We start from the raw sequence: 20,044 nt of genomic DNA, 5'->3' as shown, positions 1-20,044 counted from the left end.
CCTTAATTAAAGTGTCGCGTTCGTAGCGAGTGATGCCGCTGAGCACGGTCCGGCAGGTTGACAAGTTGCCAGCAGTGCCCAAGCAGTCCGCGCCGCGCAATTCGATCAGCCCGACCCGACGGCGGAATCCGCTTTCCAGCCAGACCAGCGAAGGCCAAACCGACTACAGCACCTTGCTATAGACGATAAAGCCGTCGTGAGAGGCAACTTTGTCATAGAGCAGACGTCCGGCCGCATTGCTTGAATGCGTCTGCCAGTACACACGAGGTATACCCTCCCGCCTCGCATGAGCGTAGACCCCTTCGATCAACTGACGTCCCACCCCTTTGCCTCGCTGCGTCTGGAGGGTGAACAGATCTTGCAGGTAGCAAGTCGGTTCGACACGTGTCGTGCTGCGATGGAACAAATAGTGCGTCAACCCCACGATCGCGCCGTCAAGCTCCGCGACGAGCGCGTGCACTGGCTCGTAGACATCGAAAAAGCGCTGCCAGGCAATCAAGGCGACTTCCTCCGCAGGAGCAGTCGGTCCCTCTCGGCCGTAGAACGCGTTGTAGCCATCCCAGAGCGGCTTCCAGCCCGAATAGTCCGCGGCGTTAGGGCGACGAACGCAAAGTGAAGAGATAGTCATGATCGGGTTTGAGATAGGGTGAAAGAATCAGTTTCATGAGCGTTGTCATTTGCTGTCCTCACTATGCCGTTCATGCTTCTTCGCTCAAGTGGACGAGCGCGGTGGAGAGCACTTAAAAGGGCGGCCGGAGACTGACCGGACATGCAGTTCGCAAACAGCCGCGAAACGATTCCAGAGCCACATCGGCGCACGCCCCAGGGGACCGCATCTGAACCACCGATTCGCAGCTACGCAAGATCGCAGAACCATGACAACGGAGCGACTACGGCGTCTTCGCAGGCATGTCATGAGCAGCCTCCACCAAAGAGTCGCGTTTGGTGCAATGCACAAAGAGACCCGCGGAGCCCACCAGCGCGAGCGAGAAATAAACGAACACCGCCTCCATTCCGAAGTACGAAGCGATGAAACCGCTTGCGAGCTGGTGAAAGGCGGTACCGCAAAAGAAGACCAGATTCAGAGCGGCAAGCGCTTTGCCGGAACTTTCCTTCGGCGTGGAAGACTGGCCCATGGCAAACAACAGGGGTTGGGTCGACATGCAGCAACCGAAGGCAAAGAATACCCAGGCATCCGACGTCGCAGAGCCCAAGAGCCCTCCATGCAACCAGCCACCCGGCACAGCCGCGACGACGAGAAGCAGCAGGAAGCCGGCCATGAGGTGACCGCCTGCCAGCAAGACGCGTCGCGCGGACGTGATTCGATCGATGCCTCCAGCCACAAGCGGCCCGACCGCCATTGCGAGGGTCAAGGGGATCAGCGCGTTGCCCGCTTCGATCCTCGACAGTTCTCTGACCTCCATGAACCATGGCCCACCCCACACGCCGCGCACGGCCAGCACCGCAGCCAGGGAGGTGAATGCAAGCAGCACCGGCCCTCGTAGACGGGGGGAAGCGGTGATCGCCAGCACCTCGCGGAGCTCGGATCCCAGGTCACGCGAAGGTGCCTGCGGCGCAGCCTTCTCGGGGCTGCGAACAATCAGAGTGACCAGCGCGCCGAGGATGAGAGCCAGCGCCGCAGACAGCCAGAAGCCGGTGCGCCACCCGTGGCGCTCGATCAGCCACGCCATCGGCGTAGCCGACAGCAGCATGCCGCAATTGCCGATGCTCACGATCAACCCCGACCACATCGAGAAGCGCAAGGGCGGAAGCGTCTTCGCCGCGAGCGCAAACGGGCACAGCAGCATGCCGCAGCAACCGATGCCAAGAAACGCCTGGGCGGCGAAGAAACTTGCCGGCCCATTCGCGAGGGCGCCGGCGACGCAGCCCAATGTCGCCACCGCCAAGAGCGCCAGCGAAACCGCCTTGACTCCAAGCCGGTCGAGCATCACACCCACTGGAATTTGCCCTAGGGCAAAAAAGAGATGGTAGGCGCCAGTGAGCACGCCGAGATAGGCGGTCGTCGTCCCGATATCAGTGGATATGACATCGGTCGCAATGGCCGGCAGCGTCCGCAGCAGGTTGGAAAGGGTATGGCCGAACGCGAGCACGACCAAGGGCAGTGCGATCAGTAATCCGGGCGATGACAAGGGGCGGCTGGAATGTGGCACGGGTGACATGACGTTCGTGCAGACCGCGAGGCTTCCGTGGACGCTCATGGCCGGCGGAGTCCCCTCTCCACGCGTGTCACCGCCGGTCGCTTCAGCAAGAACTTGCCATCAGGATGGTTCAGCTTCGACGCCCGGCATGAGAGCCCATCCACGACGACCTCAGGCCTGCGGAATCTCCTCCAAACGGTAAAAAACTGTCTTGCCGTGAAGAAGTGCCAGCGCGACCATCTCATCCGCACCCTTGGACGGTCCCCCGATGCGCAAGCATGCATCGCAACGAGCAATCAGCCGGCGCGAAATCGGATGGAATATTTCATCGAAGACCTCGTCGCCAATCTTCGTGGAGCCTGCCTGGAGGATCAAGGGCAGAGCCAGCCACTCTCCCATCATGGGCAAATGTCCACGTCGAAACAGCGCAAGTGCAGCGCTCGTCATGGCCGCGACGTTCTCCTCCAGCAGCGCCTTGTCGTCGTTCGTCCCGGATCGGTAGGGTCCGGCCACAAGGATGGTGAGAACGCTCATGCAGTTATCTCCAGCCGCGTCATTGCGCAGCGTCGCTCGGTTCGGCCAGCAGCCGACGAAGATCGTCACTCATCGGCAGATTCAGGGCGACATTCTTTGGCGGAATGGGCTTGACGAACCATCGGTTATAGATCTGTTCCACCTCTCCGCTTTTCATCATCGCTCTCAGCGCGTCATCCACCGCGCGCTTGAATGCCGGGTCGTCGCGACGGAACATCAGGGCAATTCTTTCTGAAGCGAAAGGCTCGCCGACGATCTGGTATTGCGAGGCATTCCGAGAGTTTGAAATCAATCCTGCAAGGACATTGTCATCGATCACAAATGCGTCCGCTCGATCCGATTCCAGCATGAGAAAGCTTTCGGCGTGATCCTTCGCGAGCACCACATCGACTTCCATATTTCGCGCGCGCGCTTCCTTGCGAAGCATCTGCACGGCGGTGGATCCTACGGACGTCACGACCTTCCGTCCCTTGAGGTGATCGATCGTCTGAATGCCCGAGCTCTTCTTGGTTGCGATTCGCACCTGGCTGACGTAAGTCGTCAGCGAAAAAGCGACTTGGCGCTGCCGCACTTCATTGTTCGTGGTCGCTGCGCAACTGATGTCCACCGTCCCGTTGCTCACGAGAGGAACGGTATTTTGGGCGGTGAGCGCCATGTACTCCAGCTTGGCCGAGGGAACGATCTTTTTCAGAATCTGTTCGCACAATTCAACCTGGTAGCCCGCGTACGACGTCGCACTGCCGACCGCGTAAGACATTGGCGGCGAACTCTCCCGCACGCCGAGCACCACCCTCCCACTGGCGTTGATTCGCTGCAGGGTGCCCGGGGCTTCGGTTGGCTGCTGCGCGGTTGCGATCGTCGCTGCGAAAAGCAGCGCCGCTGTGAGGAGACGATTCAGATGGGTCATGGGTGGTTCTCGGAAGTGTTGATGGAAACGTCAATTCAATTGAGCCGCGATGTGGCATTGCCTATCCGCTCGCAGGCACCGTTCAGCAGGCGGCTGTCGGCGGCATACGAAATTCGGAAGTAGCCGGGCATCTCGAAGGCGGCGCCAGGAACGACGACGACCCCTTCGCTTTCCAGGAGGTATGTGACGAACTCCGAGTCGGACGAGATCACCCCGCCATTCGGTGTCGAGCGCCCGATCGCCGACTCGCACGAAGCCAATACATAGAACGCCCCGGCGGGGGTGCCGCATCTGATGTGCGCCGCAGCGTTGAGGCCGCTGACCACCAGGTCCCGTCTTTCCCGGTACGTGGCCTGGTGCGCTGCCAAGAAGTCATGGGGACCGTCCAGTGCGGCGATGGCGGCACTTTGGCTGACCGAGCAGGGACTGGAGATCAATTGGGATTGCACGGTGGTCATCGCTTTGATCAACTCGCGAGGGCCGCCACCGTATCCAATTCTCCAGCCTGTCATGCAATAGGCTTTCGACACGCCGTTCACGGTCAACGTCCGGTCATGCAGCGCCGGGACCGCTGCGGCGATCGTTGCGAATGGTTCTCCACTGAACAGGAGGTGCTCGTAGATGTCGTCCGTCAACACCCAGACATGCGGGTGTTTGCAAAGCACCGCACCGAGTGCGGACAGTTCCGCCTGTGTGTACACGGCTCCTGTCGGATTCGAGGGCGAGCACAGCACGAGCCACTTGGTCCGAGGCGTGATGGCCGCATCCAACTGCTCGGGCCGCAGCTTGAACCCCTGGGAGACGTCGCAGGCGATGCCCACGGGCGTTCCCGCGCACATCCTGACCACTTCTGCGTATGCCGGGTAGGACGGGGTTGGGATGATGACTTCGTCCATCGGGTTCAACGTCGCCGCGAACGCGTTGTAGATCACTTGCTTCGCGCCCACGGAAACGATGATCTGGTCCGTTGAGTAGCTCAGTCGGTTCTCGCGATCAAATTTCCTGGCGATTGCATTGCGCAGCGCCAGCGTGCCTTCGGGTGCCGTGTAGCGGGTCTCGCCGCGGCGGATGGCGGCCACCGCCGCATCCTGTATATGGACAGGGGTTTCGAAATCGGGTTCGCCGGCAGCCAGGCCGATGACGTCCCGCCCCTGCGCTCGGAGCTCTGCGGTTTTGGCGATCAGTGCCAGCATGGGAGAGCCTGCGATGCCATCCAGCCGGCTGGAGAGAAAGTCTTTTCGAATCGTGTTCATTGCATGGACCTGTTCTCGATGGAGTTCTCGTCGGTGGGCAACCTGCGCCGGCAAGACGCCTCTGGCACGCGACGCATGTTGCGAGGAATGAAAGCTTCGATGGCTACTGCTGGTGGCATGCGACGCAAGCAAACTTGGACTGCAGCATCATTGCGGGCTCGTTGCCTGATTTCTTTACCGCTGGCGCAGCGAACCTCTCGACATTGCTTTGAGCGGATTGGATGCGCGCTTCAAGCACCGGTGCGAGTTTCCATTCGGAGTAGGACGCCGAGAGCTTGGCGTTCGCATAAGCGACCTTGGCCGTTCGCCAGTCCCCGGCCTTGACCAGCATGTCGCCGAAGTTCAGAAAGAACCCTTCGAAGTTGTGTGGCGCGATCCAAGAGTTCCAACAGACCCTACGCGGCCCCGAGTCGGTCGCCAGCGCCATGTAGGGCTCGAAATCCGGTGCCTTGCGATCGATTCTGGATCCGGCGCATCGATCCAGCGTGGTCCATTGCCATTCAAGTGCCTCCTTGAAGCGCTCCGAGGTCTTGGGCTGGGCGCTCAGCACGTAGCCCGCCGTGAAGAGATTGAACTCAGGCCACGCCTCGATCGAGTCACGCAGCATGTAGTAGCCGCGGCGTGTCAGTCTCTCGTCTTTGTGAATCGCGCCTTCCGAGAGCAATGCGGTTCCGAGGAAGCCGAGGTACCTGGCGTCGGCAGGATCGAGGGCGACGGCCTCTTCAAGGAATCGGCGGCCAAGGGCTGCGTGATCCACGATGGTTGGTGAGGGCTCCGCGATCCGTGCGCGCTCGGAGAGCCTCCAGACGTGCAGAAATCCGATGTGGGCGGCGGTCTTGGAATCGTTCGGATCGGCCAGATAAGCGCTCATCAACAGCTTCTGCGCATGAGGGATGCCGTCGTAGTCTCCCGAATGCAGGGTTTGCCAGAACACCTCGTCAGCTGCCTGTGCCTGGCTCGAGCGAGCGATGGTCTCCACCTTTCGAGGCGCGGCACTGATGGCCACCAGACTGCATCCGGCAAGCGTCAGGGCGGCTGCGGTCAACGTGCCGAAAAAAATCGGCGGCTTCATGAAGTCGGTCCCGTGTCTGGCGGGGCCATCGCTTCGCGGAAACGAGACAACGACGCGCCGGCAGCTTGCCGCAGAAAACCCTGATCGGAGGCGATCACGAACGCGTGCACGCCGCTCGCAAGCAACTCCTTTGCTTCCATCTCGTGAGCTGCGAGGAGCATCGCGGGCATGTGCTCGCGCCGTGCGGCAGCGAGAATGCGAGCTGTGGCCGTGCGTACCCGGGCCCCGTCGACAGATCGATCGCCCAGAGCGACGCTCAGATCGGCTCTTCCGATGAAGATCGCGTCGAGACCCTCTGTCTGCACAATCCGGTCGATGTCTTCCACCGCCTCGGGATCTTCGATCATCGCGATGACCGTGACCGCAGCGTCCGACGCGTCGATATGCGGCCACTGCGCGATCGCCCCGTAGGCACCGGCCCGGCAGCCATTCGAAAAGCCGCGGCGCTCGTGATACCGGCACGAGGCGACCACCTCCCGTGCGAGCGCGGCCGATTTGACATGAGGAACCATGACGCCGGCGGCCCCGTCGTCCAGTGCCGCAAGCATCGCCTCGGGCTGAGCGTTCGCCACGCGCACGACGGGCGCAACCCCGGCAGCCTTGGCTGCAAGCAGCGCGATGTCGGTGTGGCCGCGATCGAACGGCCCGTGCTCCGCATCGATGATCACGAAATCGAAGCCCAATGCGCCAATGATCTCGATCGGCTGCGGAGCTGGCGTCTTGATGAAGGTTCCGAACAGCGGCCTGTCGCCGGCGCGCAGGAGCTCCCTGAAGCTCAAGGCCGTGCTACTGTGCATCGCGCCTCCTGCAAGGCAGCATCAGATGACGGCAATACGCCCTCGCAGCCACCAGCAGCTGTTCGTCCGACACGGCGCGTACGTCATTGAGATAGAAGCCGGGGAGATAGGACATTCCGACGTGCGTCGCAAGAACCCTGAAGGGCGCCGTCAGATCGTCCATGGTCGCTGCGTAGCGCCCATCCGCCTTGTAGTCTTCCGCCTTCGAGCCTGTGCTGACCGCGACGCCGAACTCTTTCCCGTGCAGCTGGCGTCCGCCCGGGCCATACGCCCAGCCCCTTTCCAGCACGGTGTCGAGCCATTCCTTCACGAGCGGCGGGGTGCTGTACCAATAGAAGGGGAACTGCAGGATGACGCGTTCGTGCGCGAGCAACAGCGCCTGCTCATGAGAGCGATCGATCGTCCCGTGCGTGTAACGCTCGTAGAGCGGGTGGACGGTGGCATCCGTCTCGCTGGTCAACGTGTCGACCCATGCTCTGTGGATGCGCGATCGTTGCAGATCGGGATGCCCGACGACGACAAGGGTTCTGGCAGGGAGGACCGTTTTCATCGCGGTCCGGCGTCGAGTGATGTGGCCGAGGGCATGGGATAGTCCTGCTCGTTCAGCACCCAGCCGCGTTTGAGGGAGAAATCCTCCCTGGGTGGGCTGAACACGTCGACGATCACATGCGGGTCTCCAGGCATTCCTTCGGAGGTGTGGATCACCTTCGGGGGAATGACGGCCAACGATGGCGCGCCGCAATGCTCGTGCTCGTCTTCGCGCCAGGTTGTGCGGTCCACCGACCAGGGCCAGCGCAAGTGGTGCGTGAAACTGCCCTGCAGGACGAGCGAGCCTTGCTCGAACGCGTCGTGGTGATGCGGGGACAACCGTGTCGGGCCGCGCAGCCAGAAGCTCTCAGGGACGATGTTGAGCATCAGCGTCGTGCAGCGCCAGATTCTTCCAAAGCGTCCTTCCTCATCGGGTACGTCGATGGCGTAGGTGCGCAGCTTCCACCCGCCCGTTGGTTGCGGCCAGTCAACCAGCGGAGAAACATGCGCGCTCGATACGCTGTAGGTGTCCGCGTTGCTGCACTTCGCGCACAGATCTGTGCTTCTCGTGGTGAAGACCAGGCAGAAGTTGCCGCCCTGCTCGACGACAATCTCGCTGTCCCCCGGGGGAATGAAACTCAGGGAGCGCGAGTTGATGCGTACGCGCTCACCGTTCCATCGTGCCTCCAGGCTGACGCCTTCATCGAGCACGACGAGCGCGAATTCGTCGATCTGCGCCGACCGCCGGAAGCACTCGCCCGCGCTCGCCTCCACGTGGACGACCAGGAAGTTCTGTCCTCTCGCATACCAGTAGCGGGCCGACGCGGTCGTCTCCTGTGGCGGCTCGGCATAGAAGTGGGCATACGAAGCACTGCCGAGAGCGGTGGCGGAGGCGCCGCCCTGCAACAGGGCGCCGCGGGGATCATTGGGAGTTTTCATAGGTCGCGATTTCTGCGTGGGTTGAGATTCAGCTCTCGGGCTCGAGCTGCAGATCCTTGATGAGCCTGCGCCAAGTTTCGAGATCGGCTTTCAGGAAGCTCTGCATGTCCTTCGGGCCGCCACTTCGAACTTCGAAACCCGCCTGCTCGAGCGTGGCGCGCAGCTGGGTATCCGTCAGCGCCGCCTGGACGGCGGCCGAAAGCTTCGAACTCGCTTCCGGCGGCGTGGCGGCGGGCGCAAACAACGCTTGCCAGCCGAAGTTGGCGGGGAAACCTGCCAATGCGGTTTCGGTCTTTGACGGAACGTCCGGCATGAGCGGGTTGCGCCTTGGCGTCATGACGGCCAGAGGACGCAACTGGCCAGACCGAACGCGCGGCAGAGCCGACACCAGATCGAGAAAGATCATGGAAACCTGCCCTCCCATGACGTCCGTCACCGCGGCGGGTGTCGAGCGGTAGGGGATGGAGGCAAGCCCTGTGTAGTGCATGCGCTTGATGAGTTCGCAATAGACCTTTCCGTTGGCGTTGCCCGATGCGCAAGAACCCATTGACGGCTGAGCCGAGACGACCTTGAGCAATCCCTCGACGTCCTTGACCGGCAATTTGGGATCCACGAGCAAGACATAAGGCGTCATCACGACGCCACCCAGTGGCGCGAGGTCTGTCAAGGGGTCGTAGCGCACCCCTTGGATGAGGCCAGCGGGGCCCGTCGTAAGCCCGGAATTGGCACCGACGAGCAGTGTTCGTCCATCGGGCTTGGCGCGGACGACTGCCTCCGTGGCAAGGGTCGAGAGGGCGCCGGGCCTGTTTTCCACGATCACGGGCTGGCTCAACCGGGTCGCCATCGATGTGCCTACCAATCGGGCCACGTAATCGGTGGTCGAGCCAGCCCCGAACCCGACGACGAGGCGAACCGGCTGGTCGCTGACCTGCCCCAATGCCAGAGCCGGAACGATTGCAAGGGCGGCTATCAGGTGGCGCATGGTTGTCTCCTTGGCTCAACGGCCATTGGTTGCTTTTCGAGTGCTCAAAGTCTAGGCAGCGCGCCGCCGGGTGTCGCGCGGAAATGGCAACTATTCCGCCAGGTGGAATATTGCTGATCCTTGAGGCAAGGTGAGCCGGACTGATCTATAAACGCATCGGATCCGTGTCGAGACGAGCGGGTCTCGAGGCTCAAACTCCAACACGCACGGATTCTGGGAAGTGGCAATGGCAAACGACTGGGCGACCAACCAGGACACGGCGCTCGACGATGCGAACGGCAGTCCCACGCGCTCGGTTCAAAGAGCGCTCTTGGTTCTGCGCGTGATGAACGAACGCGAGATCTGGACCCTGCTTGACCTCCAGAAGAAAACCGGCCTCCCGAAATCCACGCTCCACCGTCTGCTCGCCACCCTGCAGTCCGAGCGCTATGTCTACAGCGGACAGGAAATGCACGGCCGCTACCGCTTGACAAGAAACGTCGAGAACCTCAGTTGCGGTTTTGCGAGCCACAGCAGGTTCGCGGATGTCGCGACCCCGTTGTTGATCGCGGCCACGAAGCGCTACCGATGGCCCATGGCCGCCGGCGTTATCGATGGCGTTTTCATCAGGGCGAACTCCTGCACCATGCCTTACAGCCCTTACTCCATGAAGCCAACGTGCTTCGGGCAGAAATACAACCTTCTTTCGACGGCATTCGGCTCGACATATTTGGCTTTCTGCACATCCGGGGAACGACGCGCGCTCCTGAACGCCCTGCAACTGACCCTCGGCAAGAGCGCCATGCCAAGTCTCACGGCGCTGCGGAAGCTGCTTCGCACGATCAAGGCCCAAGGATATGGGCTTCGTGCCGGATTGACATCCGGCGAAAGCAGCGCGATCGCCGTGCCGGCCTTTTCGTCTTCGGGAGACCTCCTCGGGGTCTTGGCTTGCTCCACGTTCTCGCAGCTGCTCGATAAAACCTGGGTGGAGCGAAGCCACCGCACCCTCGTCGGTGTGGCAACCCAGATTGCGCGCCAGTACCCTTAACTCACAGCGACTCCTATGCCAATCATGCAAGCACATCTGCCCGAACCCGCGGGCCCAGAGTACCCTGAAGCACTTTTCAGCGCCTACAGCGACTGCTTCGTTCAGGTCTTGGAAGCAAACCCCGCACGCGTCCGAATCCAGATTGTTCCTGTTCAGGCAACTCATACGTATGTTGGTGGGAATCGGCCGGCGCGCTTGTCCATCCTGTCGGTATTTCTTCTCGAGGGCCGCACCCACGCGGTCAAGGCCAAGCTCATCGAATCGCTCGCCAAAGCAACCATGGCGCACCTCTGCGTGACGGAGGATGAGGTGCGCGTGATCATTCGCGACGTCGCGCGCGAAGACATCGGCTTCGGAGTGCAGACCGCAGCCATGCTCGGCCTGTGATTTCCAGAATCAAACTTCTTTGGCGACGCTCCATCCCTCATGAACATCAGTCTTTCCATGGCCGCGTTCGCGTTGGCCGCGTCAATTTCGCCTGGGCCTGTCAACGTTGTCGCGCTCGGCTCCGGCGCGAGGCACGGTTTCCTTTCCAGCATGTGGTTTGTCACCGGCGCCACGGTCGGCTTCACCGCGCTGCTGTTGCTCACAGGCTTTGGGCTTCACAGCATCACTTCCGCATGGCCAGCGTTCATGGGCGTGCTGCGCTGGGGAGGCATCGCCTTTCTTGTCTACATGGCTGTGATGCTGGCGATTGACGACGGGTCGCTGTCGACTTCTGGGCGGACAAGCCCGCCTTCCTTGCTGCTCGGGGCAGGAATGCAGTGGATCAACCCGAAGGCGTGGCTCGCGGCCGCGGCGGGCATGGGTGCATTTGCGGCGGGGGGAGAGCTGGGCGCCGTCTGGCACTTCGGCCTGATCTATTTTGTCGTTTGCTATCTCTCGATTGGAGCCTGGTCGGCAGCCGGCGCGCTCCTGAAGACCGCGCTCACCTTCCCGGCACGAGTCCGGCTTTTGAACCGTGCGCTGGCGCTCTCCCTGGTCGCTTCGGCCGCCTACATGACATTTGGGGATTGAAGCTCCGGTTTGCCCCGGCGTGGCTTCGATCGGCCAGTTGTCTCTCACTCAACTCGAACCAAGGATCTCCAATGAAACTCATCTGTTCGCGTCTCTCGCCCTATGCGCGAAAAGTGCTCGTGCTCGCACACGAGTTGGGGATTGTCGAACGCCTCGAACTCGTTCCCGCCACGGTCACGCCGACGACGCACGACCCGGTCGCAAATCTCCACAATCCGCTGGGCAAAGTTCCGGCGCTGGTGCTGGACGATGGCCAGGTCATTTTGGACAGCCGGGTGATCTGCGATTACTTGCTCGACGCCCATGGCCCCGGCCCCTCGTCGCATCCCCCCGAGCTCTGGCGGATGCGAACGCGCGCTGCCGTGGCGGAGGGATTGACGGACGCGGCCATGGTTGTGCGCTACGAGCTCGGGCTGCGGCCGGAAGCCGTCCAATGGACTGAATGGGTCGCGGCTTACGAGAAGAAGATCAACCAGGCCCTGGACTACCTGGAGCAATGCGCGACGGTCGTGGCAGCTCCAATTCCCTCCCTTGCAGACATCGGCACCGCCTGTGCGTTGGGATACCTCGACTTTCGATTTGCCCACCTGAGGTGGCGGGAAGGACGTCCCCAGTTGACATGTGCCTATGAGGCGCTCGCCCGACGCCCTTCTCTGATCGCGACCCAGCCGTCGTGATGGAGGTGTCTACGTGGAATGACCCCGGTGCGCCGCAGGACCCGAACGAAGGGGGCAGCGTCCTGCTCGAGTGGGGGCGGCAAGCCCTCGCCGGTCAGCCATTCAGCGCTCTGCTGGGCGCAGCAATCGACTCGCTGGCGCCGGGCGCGGTGCAACTCCAGTTGCAGATCACGCCAGCGTTGACCCAACAGCACGGATTTGTTCACGGAGGTGTCCTCAGCTACCTCGCCGACAACGCATTAGCTTTTGCGGGGGGCACGGCCATGGGTGCACCGGTTGTCACGTCCGAGTTCAAGATCAATTTTGTTCGGCCGGCCCAGGGCGACCGCTTGGTTGTACGGGCGCGCTGCACGCACGCCGGCAGGACGCAGGCTGTTTGCGTCAGCGAAGTGTTCTCAGTGAGCGAGCATGGCGAGAAGCTGTGCGCGATCGCGCAGGGCACGATTGCCCGTCTGGCCGCGAGCAAGCGCTAGCTGCTTTCCACGCCTCCATGAATACACGAGAAGTTTCGAGGACCGGATCCTTTTCGTGGATGATGAATGTGATGTTGCCCGCGATCCAGAAACAGAAGCCGGTGTTGTTATCGGTCAAGCGTGAGAGGGTTGATCCACTCTTCCGGTAAGCCTCCCGGGTGGCGCGAGGCCCGTTTCTGGGAGCTCTCGTGCTGGGCGAAGACGCAGGCATTCATCAAGTGCGTGCCCCTAAAAATACGGCTTCGAGCGCCCAGCAGATTTTCTGCAGCTTGTCGTCGTAGCCGACTTCCAGCAGTCAGCCATTTTGGCGGCAAAGCCGCCGTTCGGCGCGCTAGAGGCCGGGCAGAGCGGCGATGCCGTTGATGTGGACCCTGAAAGCCGGATAGGCGTGTGCCGCGCCATGACTCATCGATGAATTGCACGTCCTCGGGCCATGAGTACGCTCGCGACTCATTTGGGCGCGTCGAAGCGCAGCTGACATAAGCCGTCGCCCTGTTCCATGCCGACGGCAAAGAACTACAGCCCCCGGTCCGCGGCAACGGGGACTGCGAGGTGGCGATCTCGCAAAACTTGACCTCGCACAGAACCGCCATCGCCTACCCTCGGTCGTGGGTATGCGAGCCACCTTGGAAGATCAGGCCGACCGACCATCCGCGATGCTCCCGAAGTCCCGAAGTCCCGAAGTCCCGAAGTCCCGAAGTCCCCCAATTGTCCAGTGCTAGGTGCTTGACGCGCGTGCCGTAGCAGCGCCCCTGGTAGCGAACACGAAGTTCTTGTACACCCAGACGCTTTGGACTTCAGTGGGTGTCGCCCGGCCGCTGCGCCGGCGGAGTCGCCCTACTCGACTTCAGCCTCCTGCAAATGCGGTGACTCCCCGCCGCATTGAATCGCTAGCATCGCTCGCCAGTACGCGCACAAGAAACCGAAACCCATTTCGATCGTTATGACAGCCCACGACCCCGAAGCGCAGCCCCGGCCGATCACGGCGCAACGCCCACCTCGTCCGAGCAAGACGGACCGCACCGTCGTCGCCGGACTTGTAGTCGCGCAACTGGTCGTGAGCCTCAGCTATGCGAACCTCTACTTCATCCTGCTGCGCTCCGGATTTCTCGCCCTCTGGCATCCGCTCGTGTCCGTGGCCGCCAGTGTCTGCCTTTATGTCGCCGCTGTGCGTCTTGTCGCCAAAGGGAGCGGCAATCTCCTTTTTGCTTTGGCAGCGCTGGGATTTGCGCTCTTGGTGCCAGCATGGGGTGTCGAAACTTCCTGGGCCGTCTTTTCGGTTCTCAGTGCAGGTATCGCGGTCGCAGGCTGGTGGGTGGCAGTTAAAGCGAAGTCTGACCGTTTCCAGAAAAGCCGACGGGCTCCATGAAGTTCTTTTTGATGGGCTTGGCTGGAGCCATCACAGCGATGGCGGGTTTCCTCTTTTTCTATTCACATTACTCCGACCACAGAGCGAGAGCAGAAACGTCCGGCTGGCTTGTTCAACTGCAAACGGTCCAAGACGCGATTGCGCGTGAGGCCATCAAGAAGGGATCGCTCGTAAACATCGGGCTGACCGTCGATGCCGACGCGTTCCACAACTCGAGCGTCACTGGATTCATGATCCTGGATGGCGGCAGCATCGTTGTGAGAGGTGGCAGCGAGGGACAGGTCGTGTTGCTGGTTCCTTCGCTGAGGGGCGCCGCGGTGACATGGCGCTGCATCGGAGGGTCTGTGCAGGCTGTACCGGGCAGGTGCCAGAGAGATTAGGAACGGTCTATTCCTGGTTCAAAAACTTCGAACCAAGCTTGTCAAAATCCGCACCGAGTGCGAGCGGAGCGTCGGCCGCTGCGCCTCAGAGCGGTTCGCGCGCAACCATCGGCACTGCTGTTCGGGTACGCCAAGGGTTCTCCGAAAGACGTGCGTGCCCTCGGGTGGATGTGGCTGGTGCGGGCTTTCAGCATCGCCATCAGAGCCGCCCCGTCCGGGTCGTAAGACATACCTGCCGTGCTTGCGCGATCCTGTTTGTTCGGCATGTCAGACGGCGCCACCATCGCAACGACCGTGCGGTCCAAGGGTCGCGTTCTCCATCGTCTCCCATGATCTCGGCACACGCCTTGGAACAGACTGCGGCCAGAGTGCGTAAGAAAGAGAGGTCCGCTTTCCAGGATGCCACGCGATCATCATCGATGCAGACGCACTAACGCTAAAGACTCGCATGTCGCGATGCCCTCTGGACCAGATGCTTGGGCATCATTGGTGTGCGCGGCACTTGCCGGCTGGGCAGCTGGCATCCGACTTTGAGCAGTGCCAGCGTAATGCCCTCAACCCCCAAAGACCGCGTTCGCTGCGAAACGGAACTTGAAGTTCGCCGGGCAACTTTCCACACGGAGCCCGCTCAGGGGCTTCCTATTCGGGAGTTTGGATTTCTCCAGTTTGTGTTTGAGGTAATCCGAGTTTGCGCAGTTGGTCCTTCAGCTCGGCGGTCGTGGTCCAAGGCAAGATCTCCGAGTTTTCCCGCTCGTCCGGCGGATTTGACGGCAGACTGTCTGACCACCCGCCGTGTCCGACGAGCGGTAGCAACGGACGGCGGTGCAGCCACGCAAGACAGACCTCGGAAATCGTGCCGGCCCTGCCACCAATGACGATGCAGGCATCGCCAGACAAAGCCATGAGCAAGTTGCGCGCGTCGCCCATGCCGCAGGGAACAACGACCGTTGCTGGCCAATCAGCAGGTGGCATGTGGTCGGGCGGCACGATGCTCAACACCAGACCGCCCGCAGCGAGGGCACGCTCGGCAGCAATTCTTGTGGCGGGACTCCCGCAGCCGCTGACCAGGGTCATACCGAGCGAAGCTACAAGGGCACCGGCTTCGCCGGCTCGCTCGAACGCAGGGGAGCCCGGTTCGGCACTGCCAAGAACGCAGATTTGCGGACGCCGGGTGGATGAGATCGTCATGGTCGAAAATGGATGGCTTTTTGTTAGATAGGGTATGGTTTTTCCCCCCGGCACAGCTTCATTTCTCGTTCGCGCCGACAAAGCTCGCAAGGTTGCGTTTCTGTAGTTCCACCATGGCGGGCAACGGCGGCACGCCAGAATACTGTTGGACGTAGTGAACAGAGAACGACATTTGCTTCACAAAGGTTGCGCCCGAGACGCTGACAAGGGTGCGTGGCTTTCCCGCATCGTCAGCTCCTGTCATCAGCGTAGCCACATAGGACGCCGAGGGGTCGACAGCAACCACGCCCAATACCTTTGAATCACCGATCGGGCCTGAATACCGGTTGATGCGATCTGTGCCCGTCTCGAACCCTGCTGCAATGGCAGGTGCACCTTTGCCGCTCATGAAGGCGATGTAATCTGGTCGATTGCCATTCGGGATTGCGGAGACCCGTCCTCCAGGAGTCATCTTCTGGACGCTACCGAATCGACGGAAAGAACCGGTTGTTCCTCGGCGGAAGTCATCAAGTTCCTCGCATGCCGCAAACATCGACAGGATCCGGTTGTTCTTTCCCACCGTGGATTGGGTAGCTTGAACGAAGGCGACATCACGCGGATGCCCACCAAGCTCGCAGTGGCCCGGAGGTACTACGGTGGCAATGCTTACCTCGTTGAGAACAACTGTGCCTGCGGAGGTGGCGATTGAACAGAAAATGGCGCTTGCGGCAAGTAGTTTGGTGATTCGCATGACAAAGGAAGTCGAAGAGATCGCGGGGTTTGGAGGAGGTTCTACGACAAGAGAAGACCCATCTGGATCGCGGATCTCAAGTTGGGTGACACACTGCGTCAAAGGCGGAGGAGGTTGATGTCTCTCTACTCGATTGAGAAGTCAACGTTGATGTGGGCGGTGACACTGATCTGCCCGACTGCCAGAACCTCATCGCCTCCGGCATTCCCGCCCTGCTGCGACGTGGCAATGTTTTGGGTCATCGACCGGTTGGCAAATTGTGAAGAGCCACCCCAGAAAATCGACCCCTGGTTCTCACTGATCCTGATTGCTTTGCCGCGCTTGACGCCGAGTTGCGCAGTAAGCGCGTCAGCCTTTTCGCGAGCCGCGAGGGCGGCCATATCTCGCGCCTTATCGCGGTATTGGCGCAGCGAGGAACTCCGATATTCGAGATTCTCGACTTCATTGATGCCAATGGCGTAGAGGTCGTTCAGCAAGCGCTCGAAGCCAGCCAGGTTTGTCACCTTGATGCCAATACTGCGTCGAGCCGAGAACGAGACAGGCGTTGTGCGTTCAAGGTCGTGGGAATCGTAGTTTGGCTGAACGTGCAAATAATTTACCTGCACGCTTGTTTCCGGAACTCCGTGCTGCTTGAGGACGACGTGAGCCTTGGTGACACGGCTTCCATTTTCTTGCGTGGCTGCTTGAAGACTCTTGTCGCGGCTTTGTATGCCAACAGTAAGATGAACCTCGTCGGGCGTCACCCGAACAGTCGCTGAACCGGACACTTGCACCAACGGCGACCGCTCGCTCATGCTTGTCTGCGATAACGCGACCTGCATCGAAAACAAGGTGGACAGGCCGACAAACGTCGCGAACAGATGGTTGTAAGTCATGGGACTAGAGGTTCCGTCGAGTAAGAGGCGCTTGATCCGGTGCGTCTGTAGCGGCGACGATGTCGCCCGACAATTCTCTGGCCTGGGTAGCGGCTTGAAGCTCCTGCAAAGGCAGGGCCGACGGCAGTCCCAACCAGGTGGCACACCTCGTATCTCGACTGTGCGGCGCGTGACGCCAACGCCCGAACATAACTAAGATCGCGTGCTCCCCGTCACCCGCGTTCCGGCCCATGTCCGCCACCTCTCTCCTGCTGCAACTGATCGTCATCCTGAGCACCGCGCGCATTTGCGGCTGGGTGCTCCGCCATGTGGGCCAGCCGAGCGTGGTCGGCGAAATGGTGGCCGGCCTCATGCTTGGGCCGGTGGTCATGGGGGCGCTGTTCCCCTCGTTGCATGCGCAGCTTTTTTCCAGGAGCCACCTCGAAGGACTCTCGTCGCTTTCGACAGTAGGCCTGGTGCTCTTCATGTTCGTGGTGGGGCTCGAACTGCGCGCAAGCCAGGGCGTGCGCGCGCAATTGAAGGCGGCCGGCTACGTGGGTGCGCTCAGCGTGGCCGTGCCAATGGTGCTCGGCCTTGCAATCTCTCCGGCATTGCATCCGGCGCTGGCGCCCGCAGGCGTGGGCTTCTGGCCCTTTGCGCTCTTCATGGCCGCGGCACTTTCGATTACCGCCTTTCCCGTGATGGCGCGCATCCTGAAAGACCGCGGCCTTACGCGTACGCCGTTCGGCCAGCTTTCGCTGAGCGCGGCGGCCGTGGTCGATGTGTTCGCGTGGGTCTTGCTGGCACTGGTGGTGGCGCTTGCCGGCGCGGGTGAGGGCTACGCAGGCCTGCTGAAGACCACCGCAGGCATGGTCGTGCTGCTGGCTGTGCTGTTCTTTGGAATGAAGCCGGCCTTTGCATGGCTGCTGCGCACGCGCGCGCCCAACGGCGAGCCCTCGACCACCATGATGGCCTCGCTGATGATCGGCCTTCTGGTGTGCGCACTGGCCACCGAATGGCTGCACCTGCACGCCGTGTTCGGCGCCTTCCTGTTCGGCGCATGCCTGCCGCGCGACGACCGTTTGCTGAACTCCCTCACCGAGCGCATCGAGCCAATTTCCATCGTGGTGCTGATGCCGCTGTTCTTTGCGCTGGCGGGGCTGGGTACCACTGCCAATGCCTTTACCGGGGCGAGCGTGGGCGCGATGCTGTTGATCGTCGGCGTGGCCACCGTCGGCAAGCTGGCCGGCGGCGCAATCGGCGCGCGCTTGGCGGGCTACGGCTGGCGCGACAGCCTGGCAACCGGTTCACTCATGAATGCACGCGGGTTGATGGAACTCATCGTGATGAAGATCGGCCTGGACGCCGGCCTGATCGGCCCCGAGCTCTTCACCATGCTGCTGGTAATGGCGCTGGTAACCACCGCAATGACGGGGCCGCTGATCAACCTGATGATGGGCCGAACGAAGGCGCCTGCTGCAGCAGACGAAACGCCCGCGAGCGCATCCTAGTGCCGCGGCCGCGACCGGTTGGCACGTCGGCGTCGTGCAGCAGCTTTCTCAGCAAACAACGGCAACTGCTGGCTGTGATGGAGCGACACGATCAACGCGACTTTCAGAGGCAAAGCTTGCCTCATGCAGAAGCATGGACGCGTGAGGCGCGAGTCCTTTGAAGATCAAGTCACACCGAAGAGGCGGCCTGAGGGGCGGACTACTTCCAATGCGCAATTTGTCCCGTAACCTAGCGACCCTCAAGAAGAGATCGGCATTGACTGCGGCGGCGATCGCAGGTTCGGTGCTGCTTTGCGACGGGATGCTGTTGATGGCTTTTGGCTACACGACCTTTGGGGTGATCGTTCCGACGGTGATGGGCGCCGGACTTGTAAGCCTGAGCTTGCAATGGTCACGCATACATCAGTGGTTCCGCGCATCGAAAGCTCGCTCGATATTCTGGCGCTTGTTTTGGATCGGGGCCCTCTGCTGGACCGTTTCGATGATCATGTTCTGTATCGTCATTGCGCACAGGCGTGTTCCTCTCACGGCTGAGCTGTCACCGACGCGTGCCATCGTTGTGCTCGGATCCGGATCACAGGGAACTGTGCCTTCGTCCACGTTAACTGCACGCCTGGATTTAGCCTTGAAGGATTCCAAGCAAAACGCGCGTGCGCTCGTAGTGGTGTCCGGCGGCAGGAGCTTTCGAACAATCAGTGAAGCGGAAGTCATGGCGGCCTATCTGCGACAACAAGGACTGGCGGCTGAACGTATCCTGCTGGAGGAAGGCAGCACGAGCACTTCGGAGAATTTAGTTTTCTCTGCGAAGGTGCTAGCTGGCGCAGGGATCGCTGTGAGCGGCAACTCTGTCCATTTGATAACGAGCGATTTTCATACGTTCCGCGTCGGCCTGATCGCTCACCGCACCGGCTATACGAACGTTGAGACACTGGGTGTGGAAACACCGCTTCACATTCGATACAACGCGTGGCTTCGTGAATACTTTGCCATGTTGAGCAGTTGGCTGCTTGGTGAATATTAACTTCGGGACTGCAGCGCAGTCATGCTGATGAACCCATCAGGATGTGGCATCTAGTGCGTAAGCATGAGAGCCGCACCGCGCTATCCTCCAGAGTTGTCAACAATGGCGCTTGTCTTCGCATGTCCTTGCCTCAAGCTACTTCTTCTGCTTCTTCCATGCCGCGGGAGGCCGACGAATCCTGCGACGTACTCGTGATCGGCGGCGGGCCCGCGGGTTCGACGATTTCAGCGTTGCTCGCACAGCAGGGCCGCAAGGTGGTGCTGCTCGAGAAGGCGCATCACCCGCGCTTTCATATCGGCGAATCGCTGCTGCCGGCCAACGTGGAGCTTTTCGACAAGCTGGGCGTGCGCGATCAGGTCGAGAAAATCGGCATGCCCAAGTTCGGCATCGAGTTTGTCTCGCCGGACCATGAGCACCGAAGCTATGTCGATTTTGCGGAGGGCTGGGACAAGTCGCTCGACTCGGCCTGGCAGGTGCGCCGCTCGGAGCTCGACGAACTGCTGTTTCGCAATGCCGCCACGCGCGGCGCGCAAACGATCGAGGGCTGCAAGGTGCGCGATGTGGCGTTCGACGCCGATGGCGCCACGGTGCAGGCCGAGATGGACGACGGCGCCAAGCGCAGCTGG

Annotated in this window: 23 protein-coding genes; 10 read left to right on the top strand and 13 right to left on the bottom strand. The window is 61.3% G+C overall.

Annotated features, from left to right (window positions below; all coding sequences use genetic code 11):
* Window positions 1-163: 163 nt before the first annotated feature.
* From J2X67_RS26275 to J2X67_RS26230, 10 genes are all read right to left on the bottom strand, one after another.
* The gene (locus J2X67_RS26275) at window positions 164-628 is read right to left on the bottom strand and encodes a GNAT family N-acetyltransferase (protein ID WP_309957868.1); all 465 of its coding nucleotides are present in this window, start codon (window positions 626-628) and stop codon (window positions 164-166) included.
* Window positions 629-890: 262 nt separating this feature from the next.
* A complete protein-coding gene (locus J2X67_RS26270) occupies window positions 891-2,150 on the bottom strand; it encodes an MFS transporter (RefSeq protein ID WP_309957866.1) in 1,260 nt (419 codons plus the stop codon).
* A gap of 180 nt (window positions 2,151-2,330) precedes the next feature.
* Entirely contained in the window at window positions 2,331-2,693 is a 363-nt protein-coding gene (locus J2X67_RS26265; protein WP_309957864.1) for a DUF4406 domain-containing protein, read from the bottom strand.
* A 19-nt stretch (window positions 2,694-2,712) separates the two neighbouring features.
* Window positions 2,713-3,600: an amino acid ABC transporter substrate-binding protein gene (locus J2X67_RS26260; protein WP_309957862.1), complete on the bottom strand. Its 888-nt coding sequence runs from the start codon at window positions 3,598-3,600 to the stop codon at window positions 2,713-2,715.
* 35 nt (window positions 3,601-3,635) lie between these two features.
* Window positions 3,636-4,853 carry a pyridoxal phosphate-dependent aminotransferase gene (locus J2X67_RS26255; protein WP_309957860.1) on the bottom strand — a complete coding sequence of 406 codons (1,218 nt, stop codon included), beginning with the start codon at window positions 4,851-4,853 and terminating at the stop codon, window positions 3,636-3,638.
* Between the two features lie 103 nt (window positions 4,854-4,956).
* Window positions 4,957-5,925 carry a hypothetical protein gene (locus J2X67_RS26250; protein ID WP_309957859.1) on the bottom strand — a complete coding sequence of 323 codons (969 nt, stop codon included), beginning with the start codon at window positions 5,923-5,925 and terminating at the stop codon, window positions 4,957-4,959.
* Window positions 5,922-6,722 carry an aldolase/citrate lyase family protein gene (locus J2X67_RS26245; RefSeq protein WP_309957857.1) on the bottom strand — a complete coding sequence of 267 codons (801 nt, stop codon included), beginning with the start codon at window positions 6,720-6,722 and terminating at the stop codon, window positions 5,922-5,924. The genes J2X67_RS26250 and J2X67_RS26245 overlap by 4 nt, the downstream gene beginning before the upstream one ends.
* Window positions 6,712-7,272, bottom strand: a complete 561-nt coding sequence (locus tag J2X67_RS26240; RefSeq protein ID WP_309957855.1) for an NAD(P)H-dependent oxidoreductase — start codon at window positions 7,270-7,272, stop codon at window positions 6,712-6,714. The genes J2X67_RS26245 and J2X67_RS26240 overlap by 11 nt, the downstream gene beginning before the upstream one ends.
* Window positions 7,269-8,189 (bottom strand): hypothetical protein, encoded by a 921-nt coding sequence (locus J2X67_RS26235; protein ID WP_309957854.1) that lies wholly within the window; start codon window positions 8,187-8,189, stop codon window positions 7,269-7,271. Before J2X67_RS26235 ends, J2X67_RS26240 begins: the two co-directional genes overlap by 4 nt.
* Window positions 8,190-8,217: 28 nt before the next feature.
* On the bottom strand, window positions 8,218-9,171 hold the full coding sequence (locus J2X67_RS26230) for a tripartite tricarboxylate transporter substrate binding protein (RefSeq protein WP_309957852.1): 954 nt from the start codon (window positions 9,169-9,171) through the stop codon (window positions 8,218-8,220).
* Window positions 9,172-9,397: 226 nt separating this feature from the next.
* Between J2X67_RS26230 and J2X67_RS26225 the strand changes: the two genes are divergently transcribed.
* The 7 genes from J2X67_RS26225 to J2X67_RS26195 all read left to right on the top strand — a co-directional run bounded on the left by J2X67_RS26225 (window position 9,398) and on the right by J2X67_RS26195 (window position 14,114).
* A complete protein-coding gene (locus J2X67_RS26225) occupies window positions 9,398-10,198 on the top strand; it encodes a helix-turn-helix domain-containing protein (protein ID WP_309957850.1) in 801 nt (266 codons plus the stop codon).
* A gap of 24 nt (window positions 10,199-10,222) precedes the next feature.
* Entirely contained in the window at window positions 10,223-10,585 is a 363-nt protein-coding gene (locus J2X67_RS26220; protein WP_309957848.1) for a tautomerase family protein, read from the top strand.
* Between the two features lie 39 nt (window positions 10,586-10,624).
* The gene (locus J2X67_RS26215; RefSeq protein WP_309957847.1) at window positions 10,625-11,215 is read left to right on the top strand and encodes a LysE family transporter; all 591 of its coding nucleotides are present in this window, start codon (window positions 10,625-10,627) and stop codon (window positions 11,213-11,215) included.
* Window positions 11,216-11,286: 71 nt separating this feature from the next.
* Entirely contained in the window at window positions 11,287-11,892 is a 606-nt protein-coding gene (locus J2X67_RS26210; protein WP_309957845.1) for a glutathione S-transferase N-terminal domain-containing protein, read from the top strand.
* Entirely contained in the window at window positions 11,892-12,365 is a 474-nt protein-coding gene (locus tag J2X67_RS26205; protein WP_309957843.1) for a PaaI family thioesterase, read from the top strand. Before J2X67_RS26210 ends, J2X67_RS26205 begins: the two co-directional genes overlap by 1 nt.
* Before the next feature lie 943 nt (window positions 12,366-13,308).
* Window positions 13,309-13,734 carry a hypothetical protein gene (locus tag J2X67_RS26200; protein WP_309957841.1) on the top strand — a complete coding sequence of 142 codons (426 nt, stop codon included), beginning with the start codon at window positions 13,309-13,311 and terminating at the stop codon, window positions 13,732-13,734.
* Window positions 13,731-14,114 (top strand): hypothetical protein, encoded by a 384-nt coding sequence (locus J2X67_RS26195; protein WP_309957840.1) that lies wholly within the window; start codon window positions 13,731-13,733, stop codon window positions 14,112-14,114. Before J2X67_RS26200 ends, J2X67_RS26195 begins: the two co-directional genes overlap by 4 nt.
* Before the next feature lie 639 nt (window positions 14,115-14,753).
* On the opposite strand, the gene J2X67_RS26190 is transcribed toward J2X67_RS26195, so the two are convergent.
* The 3 genes from J2X67_RS26190 to J2X67_RS26180 all read right to left on the bottom strand — a co-directional run bounded on the left by J2X67_RS26190 (window position 14,754) and on the right by J2X67_RS26180 (window position 16,907).
* Window positions 14,754-15,302, bottom strand: a complete 549-nt coding sequence (locus J2X67_RS26190; RefSeq protein ID WP_309957838.1) for a Rossmann fold nucleotide-binding protein — start codon at window positions 15,300-15,302, stop codon at window positions 14,754-14,756.
* A 58-nt stretch (window positions 15,303-15,360) separates the two neighbouring features.
* The gene (locus J2X67_RS26185) at window positions 15,361-16,032 is read right to left on the bottom strand and encodes a hypothetical protein (protein ID WP_309957837.1); all 672 of its coding nucleotides are present in this window, start codon (window positions 16,030-16,032) and stop codon (window positions 15,361-15,363) included.
* A 125-nt stretch (window positions 16,033-16,157) separates the two neighbouring features.
* Window positions 16,158-16,907 carry an SIMPL domain-containing protein gene (locus tag J2X67_RS26180; RefSeq protein ID WP_309957835.1) on the bottom strand — a complete coding sequence of 250 codons (750 nt, stop codon included), beginning with the start codon at window positions 16,905-16,907 and terminating at the stop codon, window positions 16,158-16,160.
* A 230-nt stretch (window positions 16,908-17,137) separates the two neighbouring features.
* On the opposite strand from J2X67_RS26180, the gene J2X67_RS26175 reads away from it, so the two are divergent.
* The 3 genes from J2X67_RS26175 to J2X67_RS26165 form a co-directional block, all read left to right on the top strand.
* Entirely contained in the window at window positions 17,138-18,397 is a 1,260-nt protein-coding gene (locus tag J2X67_RS26175) for a cation:proton antiporter (RefSeq protein WP_309957833.1), read from the top strand.
* Between the two features lie 208 nt (window positions 18,398-18,605).
* Entirely contained in the window at window positions 18,606-19,418 is an 813-nt protein-coding gene (locus tag J2X67_RS26170; RefSeq protein ID WP_309957831.1) for a YdcF family protein, read from the top strand.
* Between the two features lie 119 nt (window positions 19,419-19,537).
* On the top strand, window positions 19,538-20,044 hold a 507-nt coding region (locus tag J2X67_RS26165; RefSeq protein WP_309957828.1), incomplete at its 3' end, for a tryptophan 7-halogenase.

Origin of the sequence: Variovorax sp. 3319, assembly GCF_031456585.1 — a bacterium.
In the GTDB taxonomy this organism is placed as follows: domain Bacteria; phylum Pseudomonadota; class Gammaproteobacteria; order Burkholderiales; family Burkholderiaceae_C; genus Variovorax; species Variovorax paradoxus_P.
The sequence above is the reverse complement of the archived record's forward strand: the minus strand, read 5'-3'. Positions and strand labels throughout refer to the sequence as shown.